This window comes from Allocoleopsis franciscana PCC 7113 (assembly GCF_000317515.1).
Taxonomy (GTDB): Bacteria; Cyanobacteriota; Cyanobacteriia; order Cyanobacteriales; family Coleofasciculaceae; genus Allocoleopsis; species Allocoleopsis franciscana.
The window spans coordinates 697,623-718,593 of record NC_019738.1; the positions used below are offsets into that span (position 1 = coordinate 697,623).

Genomic DNA, 20,971 nt, shown 5'->3' on the forward strand with positions numbered 1-20,971 from the left:
TTCAACCCCTGTCTCATAGCTAAAGTCCTCTTAAGAGGACTAATAATCAGGAGTTGAGTCGTCTTTAGACGACTTTGGCTATAAGATGAGGGACTTAAGTCCCTGGCGATTTGCAGGAGAATGAAACAGCCCTAATTGCTCTAAAAAGGCAAGCCAGGGATTTTAATACCACCTGGAACAGGAATGCGATCGCGAATTTGTTGTTCAACCCGATCCCTGACGACATTGGTGAGGGCGTTAGCTGCAACTTTGGCAAAATCGGCATTTCCAGTTACACCCACATCGAAGAGGCAGCCTTCTAACCGCTCTGAAGGTACTCCGGCTTGCCGACAAGCAGCTTCTGCGGTTTGTACCTGAGCAGGCAATAACATTCTTAGTACCTGGAAGCCATTGGGAAATGCACGATTCGTGTAACTTTCTGTGTTTTTACCTGGGGCGTAGTCAAAGAGAGATTCTTGTTGGCTAATCCTCCAACTATCGCCAAACTGCTTGTGCAATTGCTCTAGAAACAGGGATTCGACTTGGTTGAGCGGTATGGGCACCCAATGGGTGAGATTCTGGGTAATCTGGCTAACCTGATTAATGGTTGATTGTGGAGGTAAAATTTTCCCATCACGGCTTTTTAGGTCATCATCCGGGTTGCCGTTGAAGTTACCGAGTAATCCAATGAGCTGTCCCTGCCGTGTCTGCGGTAAAGCGGGGTTGATATCTAATAGGGCAGAACTTCCAAAATTGTCTACTTTGACACCTACCCGTTCACCTGTAGGCCACTCAACGATGTAACTGCCTTGATTCACTTGAGAGATAGAGCCGCCTCCTGGTAAAGATAGAGAGCCGCCTTGTATCACTGTTGGTTTTCCATCAACTCGTAGGGAATTGGTGGTGTCTGAGTCGGGGAAATCTTTGACATAGAAGGCTACGCGAGTGTTACCAACTTTCATCGCGGCTGCGGTATTTAGGGCGACTTGGGATGAAGCAGGAACAGCCGCTTCACGGACTTGGATTTCAAAATTACCATCGGTGGATTTAGCAAGGATGAATTCTCCAACTGCATGGTGGTCGTATTTTAGGCGATCGAAGGTTACTAGGTGAGGTTCACCCCAAGTTTCCCCTCCTCCATCCTGTGGTTTAGGGTCATTTTTATCGTTAACAACAATTCTTTTTGCATACTCTACAGAACCTACCTTCTTGGTTTCAGGACTCCACGTTTCACAAGCACCTTTAACAGAGCCAAATTTAGGAGAAATAACTAAATCTGAATCGCCCCTGTTTATTGATTGATAAACATTTTGTGACTCTAAACTAACAGCCGCACGGCGCATTTGAGTAGAGATATATTTTGTGCTGGGATTTTGAGCGCTGTATAAAGTTACTTGTGAGTAGTAAAGAGGCTTTATTGGTATTATCTTTCGATTGGCTTCACCACCTATGTAACTGAGCGTACCGTTGAGGATTGAATCAATCTTATCCAAGACCTCTCCAATTTTTTGCAGTGCTGAGTCTTGTTCAAGCTTTGCTGCTTGCAGTGTCCTCCTCGCTTCATTCCATTGGTCAGAAGCACGATCCATGTTTCTTTGGGCTGATGCCAGTTCTGAATCCAATTGAGCGGCAGATGTTAAACCAGTTCTCTGCACACCGTTCTTTGCCTGAAATGCCCGAAAGTAAGTCTCTCTTGCATCATCCAAGATTCTGGCAGTTTCATCTACTTGGTTTTGCAATCTAGCTATTTTTGATAGTTCAGCAGCCTCTCCAATTTTTCCTTTCACTCCCATAGCAATCATAAGAGCATCGATAATATCCGACATATCAACTGATCCGCCCTTGCTACGAGTCTGAATTATGACATTATTCCAACGTCCTGTTCTATTATCTGCTAAATCTAGTGATGGTTTGTCTATATCAAAAGTAAATTTTTCTACATAGAAAGGCATCCATGCTTCCATTGCTTTAAGAACCATGTTGACTGCAAACATACCAATCGAAACTGCCAGAGAAACCGCCGAACCACCTCCAGGGATTGCTATACTCATTGCTGTTGTAATCAGACCAGCAAGGAAAGTTACGGACTGATATAGAGGATCGTCTTTTATAGCTCCGTAATCATAAAGCTGACAGTACCTAGCCAATACATCAGGATTCGTCGTATCTAGAAGCTTCTTAACTATAGAAGCCTGTTTCATTTGTGTTTTTGTCAGTGAATGCTCTTTCAGGAAAGAATCTTTGACGGCAAAGGTCTTTAGAGGGTTAAATGCTACTAGTGAATTCTCATTCAGGGTATCACTAGAGAGTGTAAGAAGTTGAGAGACTCTTTTGAGCAGAGAATCAAGTGTTTCAATCATGCCGCTGTTTGCTACTATTCCATCTAAAATTTGAATATCGGGTTTCTGTCCATTCAAGATTGGAGCAGTCCCTGCTAAGATTGCCTTGAGAGAATTAGGATTGCGAGGGTGATCTAATAAATACTGAACTGTAGCAAGTGGCAAGGCTTCCTCTGGCAAACTTTTCGGATCGCCAAGCAACTCAGCACGCCTAACACCAAAAGCTTTATACATCTGGTCAGCAAACTCCTGCTGTTTGGCAAACATGCGTTGTGTAGTGCCAGGTGCTGGAGTTAGCGGGTCGATCTTGAAGCTCAAGACTGAACAGGTTGTATTCCCACTAGATATAGATAGTTGTACATTCCCTCCTACTACACCCTTAGTTGGATGTATTGGAACAGCTACACCAACATTGCCGTTTTCGAGGCGTCTGGCCACTGTTGGGAAGAGTTCGTTGCTGCCCTCAGAGTTGACCCTGGCAACCAACTCTTTGAAGCTTGTTGGCACGCCTTTAACGATGACCTCTTTTGCTGGCTGGGCAGAAGCAGTTAGTAAGGTAGGATTACAAGGTTCATTACTTGTACCACTGCTTCCCGGAACAAGCCTACTCGGTTCTGGAGTGCGATCGCTAGAGCTAGGAGTATTTATAGGTGCAGAAGGTGATGGCTGAGGAGGGCTAGAGTTACTGGGTGGATTAGAAGTTTCTGGCTTAGTAGTAGGCTCAGACCCCTCAAATTCTGGTCGAGTTGACTGGAAATAAGGAGAAAAATCAAGCGCTGGGGCAGTATTTTGTGTTTGCTCTTTGGGAGGAATAGCAGCAACTGCACGATCGCCAGAGTTCCTAGCCAAGTTCGCATAGCAAAGATTGGAAGTAAAACCGAGAACCGAACAGAGTGTAAAGGAGAGAGTGCGGTGGAAAAAAGTGCCTGGGTCAATGAAAGAACTTGCGATCGCAGCAACTAAACCCATAAAAGCGATCGCAGCGAAGCGAATCTGGCGCATAACTTATCCAATAGGTTGAGTAATTTTTGCAGCGTTTACCTAATACCTGGTAGATGCGCGAGTTATTTATTCCGTGCAGTCAAACAGAAACAGTTGAGTACTTCTACAACCGCAGAGGAGGTACTCCTTTGACTCCCTCTCGCAAAGCTAGAAGCTTACTCATAACGGGAACCACATCTTCCCGTCGCCTAAGCGTAAATAGCATGACATCACATTCACCCCCATCTGTAGCCGTACAGACGACAGGTAGACTCTTTTGCATACTTGAAGTAATGTACTTTAGCCTTCCAGCACGGCGCTGGGTTTCTAGGCGTTCACTAACTTTCTGACAACGAGTTAACGGACTATATCCACTCCGGCTAAACGCACCAGAACTCCATTCAATCCAACGCTCTACACTACCCCCAGCATTTTGATACATTGTCATTGGCACACCTGTCGAAGTATCGCAGTAAAATCCCCTTTGATCTGGAGCAGGATTGCTTTGTGCTTGACTGGGTTCGGTGCTAATCGTCAAACCAGGAGTTATTGCTACTACCGTCAAAACTGGTGTAAGTGATTGAAGTTTCATAGATAGTTAATTGTCAATTTCCCTTGCTCAGTTGAAACGTATCATTAGGGCAATTAGGCGTTGTGACCTTACCTGTAATGACTGTTGCATTCAAGTTTTGACTGTTCGTTGGATTTGCACCTTCAAATGTTACAAAATCAATACCTCCCTTATTCCCCGACAAGGATAAATTAACTTGACCATTGGGAGTAATTGTTCCCCTAATGCTCGTATCACCGTAGCCATTTGTCCCACCACCAAAATACAAACTTCCTTGGGTCTGGGTTATATTGACTGAATCTTTACCCTTCAAAGAACACTTATCTTGTTCTAGTCGATAAACAGGGTAGGTTAGAGTCCACACCACATTGTTGGCTGTATCATTAACGTTTTGAGCGCTATTGTTGGCTTGAGAAGATTGATTAGTTGCTGGTGATGTTTCTTGTGAAGCAGATAGGCTAGAGGATTGATTCCCATCACCTTTCTGATTAGTGCCAGAGCCATAGATATTGGTAGTGCTTGAATCGCCTCCTTTACCTCCTTCGCCTCCTTTAACATCACCGACTTTGCCTCCTTCAACTGAAAATGTCGGGCTATTTTGATTAAGAAGTAAAGCTCCACCGCCTAAAACAATTAAAGCAAGCAAACCAACCAACCCAAAACCCGTAAAACTAAACTTTCCAGTGTTGTTCTGAGTCATAATCACAATCCTTGTTTGGTCACTATGGATAATTCAACGTCAGCGTAAATTCACACGAATAGGGAGGACTTGTTGAGCACCGATAGGATTAAGGTCATATAAACCTGCTGATGGTCCGACAAATGACAAAGTAGAATTGACAGCCCACCAAGCACCTTCAAAACTAGGAGTACCTCTATACCTATGCCACCAACCCTGATAGCAACCTATTTGGCGATTAGGATCGAAATAATAGGCACGGTATCCCTTGACTACGTTAGGAAGATTACGAGCGCACATAGCTTGAGCCTGTGCCTCATTAGGTCGCAAAACAGAAAAACCCAAAGGTAGAAGAACACTGCATCCAGCAATAACTAACTGTTTGAAGTTCATAATTGTTCTGCCTTCTTCGAGTACTTTCTGGTAAGTTCATTTGTCATCAAATGAGAGAAAAATACCTGGCGAATAGAATTCGCGGCTACACAAACGAAGTCCGCCGTCGCGGACTAATATATAGCCTGCGTAGGCAGGCTTTGTTTGTATAGCCCCAGACTTCCAGTCTGAGGGCAATCTGCTTTTGATGTAGATGTCGCTCGTGTTACTCATTGCTTTACATCTTGCAAAGTATCTCTCAGGTTCAGCCAGCACAAATCCGGATCAGTTGCAAGTTCCCGCGAAGTGATCTGAAAATGTACTTGACAGTTTGTAAAGCAGGAGACAGATGTGCAAACTCTCAAAGCCTCTCCAGAAGGACTCGACAGAATTAAGAAAGCGAGAGAAGAAAAAGGTTGGGCAATAGATGACAAACGCTCCCGATGGCTCAGGGAAGCCAGTAAAATTCTGGAACCAGAGAAAAACTGGGAAGAAATAGACCAATTTGCCGTCTCGATTGGAACTTGGAAGCGGTTTCTAAAGGGAGAAGCGGTCAAACCTCACTATTTCCGAGCATTTTGCCAAGTTTTAGGGCTAAACTGGGAAGAAGTTGTCGCTGGCACTCCAACTCAACCCAATCGTAAAAAGACAAGCACTACCCCCCGCAAAGATTGGGGAGAAGCGCCCGATGTCCCCTATTTCGTTGGACGCACCAAAGAACTAGATCAGTTACAACAATGGATTATTAAAGAGCGCTGCCGACTGGTGGCGCTCTTAGGTATGGGGGGAATTGGCAAAACCGCTCTATCCGTCAAGCTGGTACAACAAATTCAAGGTGAGTTTGAGTACATCATCTGGCGAAGTCTCCGCAATGCTCCACCTTTCCCAGAGATTGTGACAGACACAATCAAATTCCTATCCAACCAACAAGAAACCGATTTACCAGAAACCGCAAACGGTAAAGTATCGCGACTGATTCATTATTTACGCTCCTCACGCTGTCTGCTCATCTTCGACAATGCCGACACAATTTTCCGTAGTGGTGAGTGCGCTGGGAACTACCGAGAGGGATATGAAGAGTATGGTGAGCTATTCAGACAGATAGGAGAAACACCCCATCAAAGCTGCTTGCTGCTAACCAGTCGCGAGAAACCGAAAGAAGTTGCATTTTTTGAAGGGAGACAAGAGGGGAGACAAATTAAATCCTTAAAACTGGAGGGATTGGAGAAGCCAAATGTGCAAGAACTTTTTCAATCCAGGGGGACGTTCTCTGGTTCAGACTCCGAATGGAATGAACTTATGACGCTCTATGCAGGAAACCCTTTAGCGTTGAACGTCGTCGCTGCAACAATTCAGGAATATTTTGGCAGTAATCTTGCTGAATTTTTCAAATTAGGTGCAGCCGTTTTTGGTGATATTCGTCATCTAGCCGATGAACAATACAGTCGCTTGTCAGATTTAGAAAAAGAGATTATGTACTGGTTGGCAACTAATCGCGAACCCGTTTGTTTACTAGAATTGCGAGATGATATTATACCACCGATCGCACCTGCACAATTAATAGATGCTCTAGAATCTCTGGCACGTCGCTCTCTAATCGAGAAAGCTTCGCTACTTGATAAACCTGCCTCATCCTTTACTCAACAACCTGTAGTCATGGAGTACATGACTAACCGATTGATAAATCTGGTTTTTGAGGAAATTGTTACAGAAAAAATGGCACTTTTTAACCGCCATGCTTTGATAAAGGCTCAGACAAAAGACTACGTTAGAGAAACGCAGATTGTTCTCATCCTGAAGCCAGTTCTAGATAAGCTTTTAGATAAATTTGGCAACCAAAATACACTAAAACTTCATTTGAAGCAAATTCTTGCAACCCTAAGAGAGCAATTCCCCCACAAATTAGGGTATGCAGGCGGAAACATCCTCAATATTCTGTGTCAGAGCAACATTGATTTGAGTGGAGAGGATTTTTCGGAGTTAAAGGTTTGGCAAGCTTACTTAGATGGAGTACACTTGCATGATGTCAATTTTCGTAACTCTAACCTAGATAAATCTGTTTTTTCGGAAATATTCGATAGTATTTTGTCAGTAGCTATTAGCTCAGATGGAACGCTTTTAGCTACAGGTGATACTGATAATAAAATTCATGTATGGCGCGTTGCAGACGAGCAACTCCTTTTTACCTGTGAGAGACACGCTAATTGGGTAAGAGCTGTTGCCTTTAGTCCAGATGGTAAAATTTTGGCTAGTGGTAGTACTGACCAAACCGTGAGGTTGTGGGACGCATCCAACGGGAAGTGCCTGAAAACTCTGCAAGGACACACCAATTGGATATGGTCACTTTCCTTCAGTTCAGATAGCCAAATTCTTGCCAGTGGCAGTGATGACAAAACCGTGAGATTATGGAATGTCAGCACAGGTGAACGCCTACAAACATTGCCGGAACATTCGCATTGGGTAAGGTCAGTTGCGTTTGGTTCAGATAGTAGTACGTTGGTGAGCGCGAGTGTCGATCAAATTGTCAGATTATGGGATATCCGTACAGGTGAATGCCTCGAACATTGGCAGGAACGCAATCATGTAGTACGGTCAATTGCCTGTCGTCTCGATGAGAACAAGCTGGTTATTGGCACGGATGACTATAAGGTGATTTTATTGGATATCCACACAGGAGAACACCTCAAAACCTTCGAGGGACACACCAATCGAGTTTGGTCAGTCGCCTTTAGTCCTCAAGGTAATATGCTTGCCAGTGGGAGTGCAGATCACACGGTGAAATTATGGGATATCCACACTGGCAGATGCTTGAATACGTTAAAGGAAGAGGGTTATCGAGTGCGATCGCTCGCTTTCACTCCAGATGGTAAAATACTTGCTACAGGCAGTGATGACCAAAGCGTGAGTTTATGGAGCGTCCCTGAAGGTAAGCGCCTGAAATCTTTGCAAGGTTACACTCAGCGAGTTTGGTCTGTTGCCTTTAGTCCAGATGGTCAAACGCTAGTCAGTGGTAGTGACGACCAGAAGCTAAGATTGTGGGATGTTAACACGGGTGAATGCCTGCAAACGTTGTCAGGGCACAAAGGGCGGGTGCGATCGGTTGCCTTCAGTCCAGACGGTGATACTATAGCCAGTGCTAGTAATGACCAGAAGATAAAATTGTGGGATGTCAGCACAGGAAAGTGCCGCTTAACGTTATCCGGGCACAAAGATTGGGTGTCATCATTAGCATTCAGCCAAGATGGTACAAAGCTAGTCAGTGCTAGTGATGACAAAACCGTAAGATTATGGGATGTTTCCACTGGTCAATATCTTAAAACTATAGGCGAACACGGCGATTGGGTTTGGTCAGTTGCCGTCAGTCCAGATGGCAGCATACTTGCTAATACAAGTGAGAATAAGACGGTGTGGTTGTGGGATATCAACACAGGTGAATGCCTCCACACCTTACAGGGACATACTAATAAAGTGCGTACAGTTGCCTTTAGTCATCAAGGTAATATAGCGGATCTCACATCAGTGCAATACAGTCTGACCTCTCCCCCAACCCCTCTCCTACAAGGAGAGGGGAGTAAGAAGTTTTCTCCCCCTTACCTACAAGGGAAGGGGGCTGGGGGGTTAGGTTTTTCTGATGTACTTCACGCAACTGAGAACCACTATATCCTTGCCAGTGGAAGTGATGACCAAACGGTAAGGTTGTGGGATGTCTGTACTGGTGAATGTCTGCAAATTCTTCAGGGACATACCAATCAAATCAGGTCAGTTGCCTTTAGTCCGAATGGTCAAATTGTTGCTAGTGGAAGTGATGACCAAACGGTGAAGTTGTGGAACGTTTGTGATGGTAAGTGTCTGCAAATGTTGCACGGGCATACCAAGTCAGTATGGTCAGTGCATTGGAGTCCGAATGGTCATACTCTTGCTAGTGGTAGTGAAGATGAGACGATTAAGATTTGGGATGTAACAACGGCTGAGTGCCTGAGAACTCTGAGAGCTAAAAAACCTTATGAAGGCATGAATATTACTGGCGTTACAGGTTTAACGGAGGCGCAAAAAGCTACGCTAAAAGCTCTAGGTGCGTTGGAAGAGGGAGAGTGTTTATCTCTGGCATGAGGACAGCTTGCATACTTCTCAATCACCAATGCTGCTGACTGCTCCATCCCAGCCTTATACTGAAGTAGCATTTGGAGTCAGAAAGGAGAGGCTGCATGGCATCCATCCGTGAGTTGCACACACAACTCATTTGTAAAGAACGTTCGGCTGTTGAAATTACCCAAGAAGCCCTAGACCGAATTCAGCTACTAGAGCCGCAATTACACAGCTTTTTGTGCGTGACAGCAGAACAAGCCTTGGATCAGGCGCGTCAAGTGGATGCCAAAATCGCCGCCGGGGAAGAAATTGACCTATTGGCGGGGATTCCCATTGGCATCAAAGACAATATGTGTACCAAGGGGATTCGCACCACCTGCGCCTCTAAGATTCTGGAAAATTTTGTACCCCCCTATGAGTCAACAGTGACGCAAAAGTTGAAAGCAGCGGGTGCAGTCATGGTGGGGAAAACGAACCTAGATGAATTTGCGATGGGGAGTTCTACCGAAAACTCCGCCTATCAAGTGACCGCTAATCCCTGGGATGTATCACGAGTGCCTGGGGGTTCCTCTGGCGGATCGGCATCAGCGGTAGCAGCACAAGAGTGCGTGGTGGCACTGGGTTCTGACACTGGCGGCTCAATTCGTCAACCCGCTTCGTTCTGCGGCGTGGTGGGCATGAAACCCACCTATGGGCTGGTTTCTCGTTATGGTTTGGTCGCCTTTGCCTCTTCTTTAGATCAAATTGGCCCCTTTGGGCGAACGGTAGAAGATACGGCGATTTTATTAAATGCGATTGCAGGTTATGACCCCAACGATGCCACCAGTCTCAAGGTGCAAATCCCAGACTACCTCAAAGCGCTTCAGCCGGATCTTCAGCCTAGGGGACGCATCAAGATTGGCGTGATTAAAGAAACCTTTGGGGAAGGTTTAGATCCCGTTGTCGAGCAAACCATTACCAAAGCGATCGATCAACTGCAAACTTTAGGGGCTGAAATCCATGTCGTCTCCTGCCCCCGCTTCCGTTATGGGTTGCCGACTTACTACATCATTGCCCCTAGTGAAGCCTCAGCCAACCTCGCTCGCTACGATGGTGTCAAGTATGGTATCCGTGTCCCTGATGCAGAAAATCTGCTTGACATGTACAAGAAAACTCGTGCGGCTGGGTTTGGTGCAGAGGTCAAACGCCGGATTATGCTGGGAACTTATGCCCTGTCAGCAGGATACTACGACGCTTATTACCTCAAAGCCCAAAAAGTTCGGACTTTGATCAAACAAGACTTTGAGAATGCCTTTAAACAAGTCGATGTCTTGGTGTGTCCCACAGCACCGACGACGGCTTTTAAAGCTGGGGAAAAGACAGAAGACCCCTTGAGTATGTATCTAGGGGACTTGATGACGATCCCGGTGAGTCTTGCTGGGTTACCAGGGATGAGCATCCCTTGTGGTTTTGATGAAAGTGGACTCCCCATTGGTCTACAGCTTATTGGCAAAGTCTTGCGCGAAGACCAGTTGTTTCAGGTGGCTTATGCTTATGAGCAATCCACACCCTGGCATCTGCGATCGCCTCAGATCAAGTCGGCGGCTAACCCTTGAGCTATTTGGGCAGGGTGTTCTGCCTCTAGTCCCGTTCCCCAGTGGAAGGTCTATAATCTTCCCGATCTCCCTGACTCAAGAGGGTAAGGGAGTCTTGAGTCATTTTTTCTCAATCCAATAGCAGTGACATCACTTAAGTTTGTAGTAGTACCTTAGTACTTATCATCAAACGCATCGCGGCTAAAAACCCTTTAGTCAGCGACATTTCCAGTCCTTAGTCTTTTAAGGGCTGGTACCCCTATATGTAGAGTTAGCTGATTAAAAACCCTCTAAATATAGTGCCTAAAATCCGTTAGTCTAGTTTTATCTTCTGTATTCTCATCGGCTGAAACCCATGTCCTTCGTTGGCCTGCATATTCATAGCGATTACAGCTTGCTGGATGGTGCTTCTCAGCTGCCTGAACTAATTGATCGAGCCTTGAAATTGGAAATGCCTGCGATCGCGCTAACCGATCACGGAGTGATGTACGGCGCGATCGAACTGCTCAAAGTCTGCCGGGGTCGGAATATTAAGCCGATTATCGGGAATGAGATGTATGTGATTAACGGTGACATTGAGGATAAAAGTAAGCGTTGCCGTAAATATCATCAAGTTGTCTTGGCAAAAAATACCCAAGGCTACAAAAATTTAGTTAAGCTGACTACGATCTCTCACCTCAAGGGTGTCCAAGGAAAAGGCATTTTTTCCCGTCCTTGCGTTAACAAAGACCTACTGAAGCAGTACCGCGAAGGTTTAATTGTCACCAGTGCTTGTTTGGGAGGCGAGGTTCCGCAAGCCATTCTCAAAAACGACCCACAGCTTGCCCGTGAGGTGGCTCAATGGTACAAACAGGTCTTCGGTGATGATTATTATCTGGAAATTCAAGACCACGGTTCCATTGAAGACCGGATCGTTAACGTTGAAATCGTCAAGATTGCCCGTGAATTAGGGATTAAAATCGTTGCGACCAATGATTCTCACTTTATCTCCTGCTACGACGTAGAAGCTCACGATGCCTTGCTGTGTATTCAAACCGGTAAGCTAATCAGTGAAGACAAACGGATGCGCTACAGCGGCACCGAGTATCTGAAATCTGCTGATGAGATGGCGAAACTATTTCGGGATCATCTGCCGGATGAGGTGATTCAAGAAGCGATCGCCAATACTGTTGAAGTTGCGGACAAAATCAAACCCTATGACATCATGGGGGAACCCCGCATCCCTGATTACCCTGTCCCGAAAGGCCACACCGCTGATACTTACATCGAAGAATTGGCATGGGACGGACTCTTACAACGCTTAAAATGTCGCTCTCGTAGTGACATTAATCCTGTCTATAAACAGCGTCTGGAGTATGAGCTAAAAATGCTCCAACAGATGGGATTTTCTACCTACTTTTTAGTGGTTTGGGATTACATTAAATTTGCTAGAGATAACAATATCCCCGTCGGGCCAGGAAGAGGCAGCGCCGCTGGTTCTCTGGTTGCTTACGCCTTAAAAATTACTAACATTGACCCTGTTCATCATGGACTTTTGTTTGAGCGTTTTTTGAATCCAGAACGGAAATCGATGCCAGATGTTGACACAGATTTCTGCATTGAGAAACGCGACAAAGTGATTGAATACGTTACCGAAAAGTATGGCAAAGAACGAGTTGCCCAGATTATTACCTTTAACCGCCTCACTTCTAAAGCCGTACTGAAAGACGTTGCCAGAGTATTAAATATCCCCTACAAAGAAGCTGACCAAATGGCCAAGCTAATTCCTGTCGTGCGGGGTAAACCAACTAAACTCTCGGTAATGATTTCGGAAGAAACACCTGCCCCAGAGTTTCGAGAAGCTTACAAAAATGACCCCAGAGTTCAACACTGGGTAGACATGGCGATCCGAATTGAGGGAACCAATAAAACATTTGGTGTGCACGCGGCTGGTGTTGTAATTTCGGCAGAGCCTTTGGATGAAATTGTGCCGCTGCAAGTGAACAATGATGGTTCTGTCATCACCCAATATTTCATGGAAGACTTGGAATCATTGGGACTGTTAAAGATGGATTTTTTGGGGCTGAAAAATCTAACAACTATTCAAAAAACAGCAGAATTAATTAGTAAGAGCGAAAACTTTGCGATTGATTTAGATGAACTGGCAATTGCTGAACGAAAAGCTTTTAGTATCTTAGCAAAAGGTGAAATTAATAAATTACCCATAGATATTAAAAAAACATACAAACTCTTAGAACAGGGGGATTTAGAAGGTATATTTCAATTAGAATCTTCGGGAATGCGCCAGATTGTCCGAGACTTAAAACCTTCTAGTATTGAAGATATTTCTTCAATTTTAGCGCTTTACCGACCTGGTCCTTTAGACGCGGGTCTAATTCCGAAGTTTATCAACCGCAAACATGGTAAAGAAAAAATTGAATATCAACATCAATTATTAAAACCTATCCTGGAAGAAACTTACGGCACTCTTGTCTATCAAGAACAAATCATGAAAATGGCTCAGGACTTAGCAGGATATTCCTTGGGTCAAGCAGATTTGTTACGAAGAGCCATGGGCAAGAAAAAGGTTTCTGAGATGCAAAAACATCGGGAAACCTTTATTGATGGATCGGCTAAAAATGGTGTTCCGAAGAGAATTGCCGAAGATTTATTTGAGCAAATGATTCTGTTTGCTGAATACTGTTTGAGTTACGACAGTGAAATTTTAACAGTTGAATATGGCTTGATGCCCATTGGTAAAATTGTTGAGGAAGGAATTGAATGTACCGTTTACAGTGTAGATAGCCATGGCTACCTGTACACACAACCCATCGCACAGTGGCATCACCGGGGACAACAAGAAGTCTTTGAGTATGATTTAGAAGATGGTTCAGTGATTCGAGCGACGAAAGACCATAAATTTATGACGAGTGAGGGTCAGATGCTCGCGATCGATGAGATATTTGAGCGAGGGTTAGAACTAAAACAGGTTAAGCGATCGCAACCTGTACTGGTTGATATTGCTCGTTAAGGCTATCCCAAAAAATACCATCTTGAGAGTTACAGCCGCTTTCATCCAGCTTCAACGAGATGCATCTCCAGAAAGTCAATCTTTCTACTGGAGGAATAGGAGATACTACCGGAGATTGATTCACTCGGCTACGCCTTTTGATTAAGCTTTAACAGTCTCACTGCCGCAGATGAAGTTTCTGTGAACACTCAAGATTAGAGGAGACGCTAGCGAAACCCGTCGGATATCCTGCGTGAAGAGACTTAGCAGATTGACCTATAAATCTGACTCAAGAATCTGGCACGTGGGCATCTCAGTCGGTACATTGAGCAATAGCTGGAAAAGCAAGGTTTACTTGCTGACTCATTGGTTAAATCATCCACCCAGTTTAACTATTCACAGGGAATTAGTAACGTGAGGAAGACGAAAGTTGCGTACATCCTTTGGTGTACCTGTTTTGTGGGCTTGGCTGGCGTCCATCGTTTATATAGTGGTAAGTATTTGAGTGGGTTAGTCTGGTTGTTTACTTTGGGCTTTTTGGGAATTGGTCAACTGATAGATTTGGCTCTAATTCCAGGAATGATTGAAGAAAAAAACCTTAAAGATAAGTGGCTTTCCCACCGCTCTAATAATCACATTGCTATTATCCCAGAAGTGGTGGTTGGCACAGCCAATGAAATTCGCCCAACGTTTAGAGAACCCACGAATAAAGTAGAACTATCAGATATCCAGACAATTTTTCAGTTAGCTAAAGACAACCAGGGCAAAGTCTCACTTGTTGATTGTGTTATTGCCACAGGAAAACCCGCTTCAGAACTGAGGAAGGCTCTTGAATACTTATGTCTGGAAGGTTTCTTAGCAGTAGATAACTACCCAGAGCCAGGTTCATTGGTTTATAAACTGGTATAGAAGTTTATTGATATCCATCTCTTTAGGCTAGGCTGAGCATTCTTAAAAAGGTTTTTAGGCTATGAGTTTCTGGAGTTTTTCCTGAATAAGATGAAGGCCGAGGGAAGACTTTTGCGGCAACGCCAGATGGGTATTCATCAGAACGTAAGGCTAGAATATCTAGAGAAGTTGCCAAAAGTATCGGAATTCCTGCGGATATACTCAAGCCTGTGAGTTCTAACCTTGGCAGAGATACATTTTGCTCAAATTGAAACTCGCCATCTTGGAGGTTGAACAGGGTGCAAACTTGCTGTCGTACTTGAGTTAGAAAAAGCTGTTTTAATTGTTCGGCTTGTAACACGCCTTGATCAAATAAGTATTTTCCTAGGGGCTTATCCGTTGGACACAATTGGGCTAATTTATAAATTACGCGATCGCTCACCCACTGACGTTGTTCAATTAGCTTCACTAAGCCTTGTTCGTCTAAGCCGTTAGCGGCTGCAACAATACAACCCTGCTCCACCCAAATATAATGAACACGGCTCTTGCTGGTTGGTGATTCTGATAAAGCCCGAACAGTTAGCAAACCGCTTTTATGCCCTTGCTCAATGAATTGAAGAATTTCGCATAAAGAGAAGTCGGAAAAGGAACCTGTAGTAGACATAACCCTATAATTTAAATCAGAGAATGAGATGGAAAAATTAAGGGGGGTTTACCATCATTCAGAAGGTAGCTTGTATTATCAAAAGGCGGCTTGCAGGCTTAACTGAATTTTCGTTATTTCAGGTAAGCCAACCTTTGGTAGTAAGTACTGAAGGAATTACTAAGACTTGAGTTGTTCAGTTATTTTAGCCCTAGCGTCTTATATCTCAACGAGAGCTGCAATTCTTCACTTCTCAAACTAGTCAAACTTTCCTGGTTTTTAAGTAATTTGATTCACCACGATCTAAGACCTCGATCATTGACAAAAAGCTAAAATTATGAATTAAAAATGCAGTTCAGTATGACCGTTGAGCAATGGGTTGCTTAAGATTGAGACAAACTTTCGCCATCCTGCACTAGTGCAGCGCGGCAAAAATAACCCACCAGTCTAAAAAGGTTAAAAAGCTTAGTGTACAAGCGTTCTTACCTTCTTCCTCCTGCCTTCTTTCTACTCCTACGGAGAACGCTACGCGAACTGCCTTCTTGCATTAGAGTCACTTTCTCGGCTTTCACACCTGAGAGGGAGTTCGTTTCAACCTCTGGCAATAACCATGAAGTTAGGCGTAATGGTGTAAGGCATTACAGAAATTTACAAACTTATGTAATGGTCATGCCACCTTGAATATACGCCATCTTCAGTTTTGAAGAGGGAAAAACTATGTTTCACAATTTAGGAATAGTGCTGGGATTGTACAGCACTCAATTCTGGCTGGCAAAAGTACGAGTCTCTCCGACCGTGACTCCGCCAGCCAACCCGCCAACAGAGGCAGCGCTGGTATTTTCCGGGCCTCAGTTTCTGATGGCTTTGGTTGCAGGGGTACTCATGGCCTTTGCCTTCCAATTTTTGTTAACAAACTTCACCCTGGCGGCGGGAATTTCCTCCGGGGAAAATCCTGTGGATGCTGATTCCGATGATAGTTGGGGTCATGCCGTTCGGGAAGTTGAATCCAAGGTCGGGTTATGGGCGTTAATCACCGTTAATATAGCTTTATTTATCGCTTGTTTTCTGGCGGTGAAACTCGCTCTGATTAATAGTGTGACCTTGGGAGCTATTACGGGTGTTGTCATCTGGTCGGCCTACTTTTTACTACTCCTTTGGGTGAGTTCTACAGCAATTGGTTCTATCGTCGGTTCCGTTGCTAACACGGCATCTTCCAGCTTACAAGGAGTCATGGCTGTAGCCGCCACCGCTCTGGGTGGAAGGGCTGTGAACGCTCAAGTTGTGAATACTGTAGAGGCATCTGTAGCTGCTGTTCGACGTGAATTGAGTTCGGCGGTTGACCCGACAAGTGTTCGGGAAACCGTGCAAGATTACATCACCGATCTACAACTACCAAAATTAGACCTGAAACAAATTCGCAATGATTTTGAGAAGTTGCTGACAAGTTCAGAATTGCGATCGCTCGCGGATAGTGATGTTCTGCAAAATGTGAACCGTCAGACATTTGTAGATTTAATCAGCAGTCGCACAGACTTATCCAAACAAGACGTTAATCGAATTGCAGACCAACTTGAAGGTGCTTGGCAACAAGTATTAGGGGTGCAACAAAAAGCCGATCCCCAGTCACAATTGCTCAACTTCCTCCAGTCTGCTAGTCCAGAAGAACTCACCTCCGGTCAGCTTGGCGATAAGCTAGGTCAACTGGTTGGAGTCGGTTCTAGCAAAGCAGAGAACGGTAATGGCTCCAATGGCGGAAATGGAAATGGCTTGATGGAGCAAGGCTTGCAACTGGGTATCAGTGCTCTCGTAGGTAGAGTTCTGTCGCGGACAGATTTGTCTGATGTTGATGTGGAAAAAATTTCCAGCCAGTTGCAACAGTTTAAAGAGCAAGCCACAGAGCAAGCTAAAACACTGTCTTCTAAGGTGGCTGATCAGTTACCTGGACAATCCTTTAATACGATTAAGGCCGATGTTGAAAACTACCTGCTCAATTCCAAACCTTGGCACCTAAACCGAGAGACAATTAAGCAGGAATTTAAAGACGTTATCTACGACCCAGAGGCAGCTCCAAAAGCGGTTCGGGAGCAATTAGAGCAACTGAATCGAGACGCTTTTGTGAAGATGATGGAATCACGGGATAATTTCACATCGGATCAAATCGCGGATATTGCCGAGCAGTTGGAAGGTATCCGGCAGGAAGTGTTGGAAACAGTTCAAGGTGCTGAGTCTGAAGAACAATCCCAAGATTTGCGGAGTCGAGTTGAAAATTATCTGCGCTCAACGGGTAAAGAAGAACTCAATCCTGAGGGAATTGAGCGCGATTTTAAAGCACTTTTGGAAGACCCGGATGCTGGTGCTGATGCGCTCTCACATCGCTTCTCGCAGTTCGATCGCGACACCTTAGTCAATCTGCTTTCTCAACGGGAAGACTTTAGTCAAGAGGAAGCCGATCAATTGGTTGGTCAGTTAGAAAGCATACGCGATCGCATTTTGTCAGACGCTCAAAATCTGCAATACCAAACGAAATTTAAAGCACAAGAGTTAGGGCAAAAGATAGAATCCTATCTACGCCATACCAACAAAGAAGAGTTAAATCCTGAGGGGATTAAGCAAGAATTACAAACATTCCTCGATGATCCTCAGGCAGGGGTGAAAGCGCTTCGAGAACGGCTCTCGCAATTTGACCGCGATACACTGGTGCAATTACTGAATCAGCGTGAGGACTTGAGCGAGGAGCAGATTAATCAGTTTATCGATCAGTTTGGAGAGGTGCGTGATAATATCCTCCATGCACCGCAAGAATTAGCGGGAAATGCGAAGGAGCAGTACGATCGCATTACCAGTCAGATTGCTGAATATCTGCGGAATACAAACCTTGATGAACTTGACCCGGAAGGGATTAAGCAGGATTTAACAAAACTCTTAGACGATCCAAAACAGGGAACTTTAGCTCTCAGAGAACGACTTTCTCATCTGGATCGGGAAACCTTGGTCAAACTTCTCAGTCAACGGGAAGACTTGAGCGAGGAGCAAGTGAATCGGATTATTGATCGCGTGCAAGATGCCATCCGCAGCATTACAAAAGCACCGAGACGTTTAGCCAGCCGTGCTAAGAATATGGCACAGGATTTTCAATCCACTTTTGAAGAATACCTGCGGAACACGAACAAAGAAGAACTTGCTCCCGAAGGTATCAAGCGCGATCTGCAACAGTTATTCAACGATCCGCGAGAAGGTTTGAAGAGTGTGGGCGATCGCCTCTCCCACTTTGACCGAGGTACATTGGTTTCTCTGCTGTCGCAACGGGAGGATATTTCGGAAGAGGAAGCCAACCGAATTGCAGATAATATCGAGTCGGTTCGTCATCAGTTTGTCGAACAAGCTCAAGCGGTTCAGCACCAAATGCAATCGGTGATTGATGGCGTTTTTGGCAAAATTCGCCATTACCTCAACTCGCTTGACCGTCCCGAACTCAATTATGAGGGGATTAAGCGAGACTTCCGCAAAGTGTTTGACGACCCAGAAGCGGGATTTGATGCACTACGCGATCGCTTGAGTCAGTTTGATCGGGATACTTTGGTGGCTGTTATGAGTTCCCGTGAGGATATTTCCGAGGCAGATGCTAATCGGATTATCGACCAAATTGAAGGGGTGCGAGATAGTGTGTTGCACCGTGCTGAACGCCTCCAAGAGGAAGCTGAAAAACGGGTTAAGCAGCTCAAGCACAAGGCTAAGGAGCAAATGGTAGAAACTCGCAAAGCGGCTGCAACAGCGGCTTGGTGGCTCTTTGGTACAGCGCTTACTTCTGTGGGTGTAGCGGCATTTGCTGGAGTAATGGCGGTACGAGGTCTAGCCTTTTTTGGTTAATAGTTTAACGTTTCCCTAGTGAATTTTAAAATTTGAGCCTCCTGAATTGGGGGCTTTTTCTTTGGCTATGGGGTGATGGATGCAATGGCAAAGAGTTGCGTTTCCGTTAAATTGCGAGTCCTACTTCAGAGACGCAACTGCTTACTGGAGTTTAGACTACGATGGCAAGGAGTGCCGAGTAGAGAAGCAGTAATTACGGCAAAAAAATTAGTCAAGTTCGCGAGTGCCAATCGCGAATAAAACTCAGCGCAATGAAACTGACATGAAATGATACAGACTTAAGCTCAAGCCGGGATGATTGCCCAGAACAAAAACTCTCGCGTGTGTCTCTCCGGTTCTGTGTTTCCGTGTCTACCCTAATCAAGAGCATCCAACCTGACATGTATAAGTCATGGGAAAGGGGAGAAAATGATAATTAACCAAAATCGATCATTTCTCCCCTGCATGAACTATAAACAACTTCAAGAATTTCGCCAACAAGTTTACGACTTAATTAACTTCGCGCAGGATGCTACTTTTGAGTTGACTGATGCTGTACTCACAACTCGCAATGTCTATAGCCTAGCTGAATTTTCTTTAAGTCCCTTTTTTCGACGGAAGTGGCCGAGCATATATGAAGCTCTACAAGACTGTAGACCGAATCGCAACAAGTTAATGCGCCTGTATATCAAACAGATACTAGTGCAGGAGCGCCCCGTTTTAGCCGTAGATCATACGGCTTGGGCAAGAGTTCATTCACCAACATTGCAAGACCGTACTTACTGCCATCAGCCAAGTGCGATCGCTTCCAACAAACCGATTAGTATCGGTCAAGGATACAGTACCATAGCTTGGATACCCGAACATAAGGGCAGTTGGGCATTACCTTTGAGACATGAGCGGATTACCAGTTGGGAGAATCCGATTAGCAAAGCTGCTTGGCAAATCAAACAAGCTTGTAAGTATTTGCCACTACGTCCGATGATTTTACTCGATAGTGAATATGGCAATGCTTCCTTGCTCAATCAAACAGCCCAGATAGAAGCCGACTTTTTGATGAGGATTCGTTCTAATCGTTGTTTATACTCAGCACCTCCTGCCTATACAGGTAAGGGACGACCCAGAAAACATGGTCAAAAATTTAAGCTCAACGACTCATCAACTTGGTGGGAAGCTACTGAAATGGTTGAAGTTGAGGACTCAAGGTTTGGGCAACTTCGAGTCCGGATGTGGCAAGACCTGCATTTTTCTGGTAGTGCTTCAATTGCTATGCAATTAATTTTAGTCGAACGTATCCTGCCGGAGCAATCACACTCAAAGTCTCAACCGTTATGGTTGGTGTGGGTAGGTCAGGAAATGCTGCCCCTGCCTGAGATTTGGCGACAATATTTACGTCGCTTTGCTGTTGACCACTGGTATCGTTTTCTTAAACAACGATTACATTGGACAGTTCCTCAACTGAGTACTCCATGCCAATGTGAAAGGTGGAGTGATTTAATGCCCATATTGACTTGGGAATTATGGTTAGCTAGAGACTTGGTGGCACAACACCACCTTCCTTGGCAAAAACCCCTGTCAAATTTAACTCCTGGGCGGGTGGCTGAGTCGTTCGCATTACTTTTACCGGAGATTGGCACACCGGCTGTCTCTCCCAAACCCCGTGGAAAGTCTCCGGGTTGGCAAGCCGGGAACAAACGTACTAAAAAAACTCGTTACCCAGTAGTGAAAAAAGGAAAAACACCACACAAAAAACGGACAAAAAAAGCTGCTTAATCTCTATTTTTTCTCTGGCTGTTCTTCTTTCTCAGCTTTTGTTATCGCTGAGTTAGTTTGTCGTAGTCTAATCTCCAGTGCTTACTGTTATGGTTTTCTGGTCAAAGACAAATTCGCTATAGTCAGCTAAGTTATCGAGTCCTAAGAGATTGAGGAGAATTTCAATAATTAGCCAGAAGCTGATTTGAATGAGTGTCTTTTGCCACTGAGTTTGCATATTAGCTGACCTTCCTAATCTATGCCCTTGAGGT

12 protein-coding genes are annotated in these 20,971 nt (G+C 44.8%); 6 read left to right on the top strand and 6 right to left on the bottom strand.

From position 1 onward, the window contains the following. Window positions 1-140: 140 nt before the first annotated feature. From MIC7113_RS32980 to MIC7113_RS02955, 4 genes are all read right to left on the bottom strand, one after another. Window positions 141-3,320, bottom strand: a complete 3,180-nt coding sequence (locus MIC7113_RS32980; protein WP_015180686.1) for a VWD domain-containing protein — start codon at window positions 3,318-3,320, stop codon at window positions 141-143. A 103-nt stretch (window positions 3,321-3,423) separates the two neighbouring features. Beyond that, complete coding sequence (locus MIC7113_RS32985) at window positions 3,424-3,891, bottom strand: COP23 domain-containing protein (protein WP_015180687.1); 468 nt, start codon at window positions 3,889-3,891, stop codon at window positions 3,424-3,426. 13 nt (window positions 3,892-3,904) lie between these two features. Beyond that, complete coding sequence (locus MIC7113_RS02950) at window positions 3,905-4,570, bottom strand: hypothetical protein (protein WP_015180688.1); 666 nt, start codon at window positions 4,568-4,570, stop codon at window positions 3,905-3,907. Between the two features lie 39 nt (window positions 4,571-4,609). Next, window positions 4,610-4,942, bottom strand: coding sequence for a hypothetical protein (locus tag MIC7113_RS02955; RefSeq protein WP_015180689.1), 333 nt, complete (start codon window positions 4,940-4,942; stop codon window positions 4,610-4,612). Window positions 4,943-5,272: 330 nt separating this feature from the next. On the opposite strand from MIC7113_RS02955, the gene MIC7113_RS02960 reads away from it, so the two are divergent. The 4 genes from MIC7113_RS02960 (at window position 5,273) to MIC7113_RS02975 (ending at window position 14,479) form a co-directional block, all read left to right on the top strand. Further along, window positions 5,273-9,031, top strand: coding sequence for a WD40 domain-containing protein (locus tag MIC7113_RS02960; protein ID WP_015180690.1), 3,759 nt, complete (start codon window positions 5,273-5,275; stop codon window positions 9,029-9,031). A 95-nt stretch (window positions 9,032-9,126) separates the two neighbouring features. Beyond that, on the top strand, window positions 9,127-10,602 hold the full coding sequence (gene gatA, locus MIC7113_RS02965; RefSeq protein WP_015180691.1) for an Asp-tRNA(Asn)/Glu-tRNA(Gln) amidotransferase subunit GatA: 1,476 nt from the start codon (window positions 9,127-9,129) through the stop codon (window positions 10,600-10,602). 334 nt (window positions 10,603-10,936) lie between these two features. Further along, the gene (locus MIC7113_RS02970; RefSeq protein ID WP_015180692.1) at window positions 10,937-13,591 is read left to right on the top strand and encodes a trans-splicing intein-formed DNA polymerase III subunit alpha N-terminal partner DnaE-N; all 2,655 of its coding nucleotides are present in this window, start codon (window positions 10,937-10,939) and stop codon (window positions 13,589-13,591) included. Window positions 13,592-13,984: 393 nt separating this feature from the next. Beyond that, entirely contained in the window at window positions 13,985-14,479 is a 495-nt protein-coding gene (locus MIC7113_RS02975) for an NINE protein (RefSeq protein WP_015180693.1), read from the top strand. Between the two features lie 22 nt (window positions 14,480-14,501). Here the strand turns inward: MIC7113_RS02975 and MIC7113_RS02980 are convergent, their stop codons facing one another. Next, entirely contained in the window at window positions 14,502-15,122 is a 621-nt protein-coding gene (locus MIC7113_RS02980; protein WP_015180694.1) for a DUF4388 domain-containing protein, read from the bottom strand. Between the two features lie 696 nt (window positions 15,123-15,818). Here MIC7113_RS02980 and MIC7113_RS02985 point away from each other — a divergent pair. Next, the gene (locus tag MIC7113_RS02985; RefSeq protein ID WP_015180695.1) at window positions 15,819-18,968 is read left to right on the top strand and encodes a hypothetical protein; all 3,150 of its coding nucleotides are present in this window, start codon (window positions 15,819-15,821) and stop codon (window positions 18,966-18,968) included. Window positions 18,969-19,412: 444 nt separating this feature from the next. Beyond that, window positions 19,413-20,720 (top strand): NF041680 family putative transposase, encoded by a 1,308-nt coding sequence (locus MIC7113_RS02990; protein ID WP_015180559.1) that lies wholly within the window; start codon window positions 19,413-19,415, stop codon window positions 20,718-20,720. Between the two features lie 67 nt (window positions 20,721-20,787). On the opposite strand, the gene MIC7113_RS37170 is transcribed toward MIC7113_RS02990, so the two are convergent. Next, window positions 20,788-20,937 (bottom strand): hypothetical protein, encoded by a 150-nt coding sequence (locus tag MIC7113_RS37170; RefSeq protein ID WP_015180696.1) that lies wholly within the window; start codon window positions 20,935-20,937, stop codon window positions 20,788-20,790. Window positions 20,938-20,971: the final 34 nt, after the last annotated feature.

Bases quoted from the DNA above. Each gene is read 5' to 3' on its own strand.
- MIC7113_RS32980 (WP_015180686.1), bottom strand. From the start codon at position 3,320: ATGCGCCAGATTCGCTTCGCTGCGATCGCTTTTATGGGTTTAGTTGCT.
- MIC7113_RS32985 (WP_015180687.1), bottom strand. From the start codon at position 3,891: ATGAAACTTCAATCACTTACACCAGTTTTGACGGTAGTAGCAATAACT.
- MIC7113_RS02950 (WP_015180688.1), bottom strand. From the start codon at position 4,570: ATGACTCAGAACAACACTGGAAAGTTTAGTTTTACGGGTTTTGGGTTG.
- MIC7113_RS02955 (WP_015180689.1), bottom strand. From the start codon at position 4,942: ATGAACTTCAAACAGTTAGTTATTGCTGGATGCAGTGTTCTTCTACCT.
- gatA (WP_015180691.1), top strand. From the start codon at position 9,127: ATGGCATCCATCCGTGAGTTGCACACACAACTCATTTGTAAAGAACGT.
- MIC7113_RS02970 (WP_015180692.1), top strand. From the start codon at position 10,937: ATGTCCTTCGTTGGCCTGCATATTCATAGCGATTACAGCTTGCTGGAT.
- MIC7113_RS02980 (WP_015180694.1), bottom strand. From the start codon at position 15,122: ATGTCTACTACAGGTTCCTTTTCCGACTTCTCTTTATGCGAAATTCTT.
- MIC7113_RS02985 (WP_015180695.1), top strand. From the start codon at position 15,819: ATGTTTCACAATTTAGGAATAGTGCTGGGATTGTACAGCACTCAATTC.
- MIC7113_RS02990 (WP_015180559.1), top strand. From the start codon at position 19,413: ATGAACTATAAACAACTTCAAGAATTTCGCCAACAAGTTTACGACTTA.
- MIC7113_RS37170 (WP_015180696.1), bottom strand. From the start codon at position 20,937: ATGCAAACTCAGTGGCAAAAGACACTCATTCAAATCAGCTTCTGGCTA.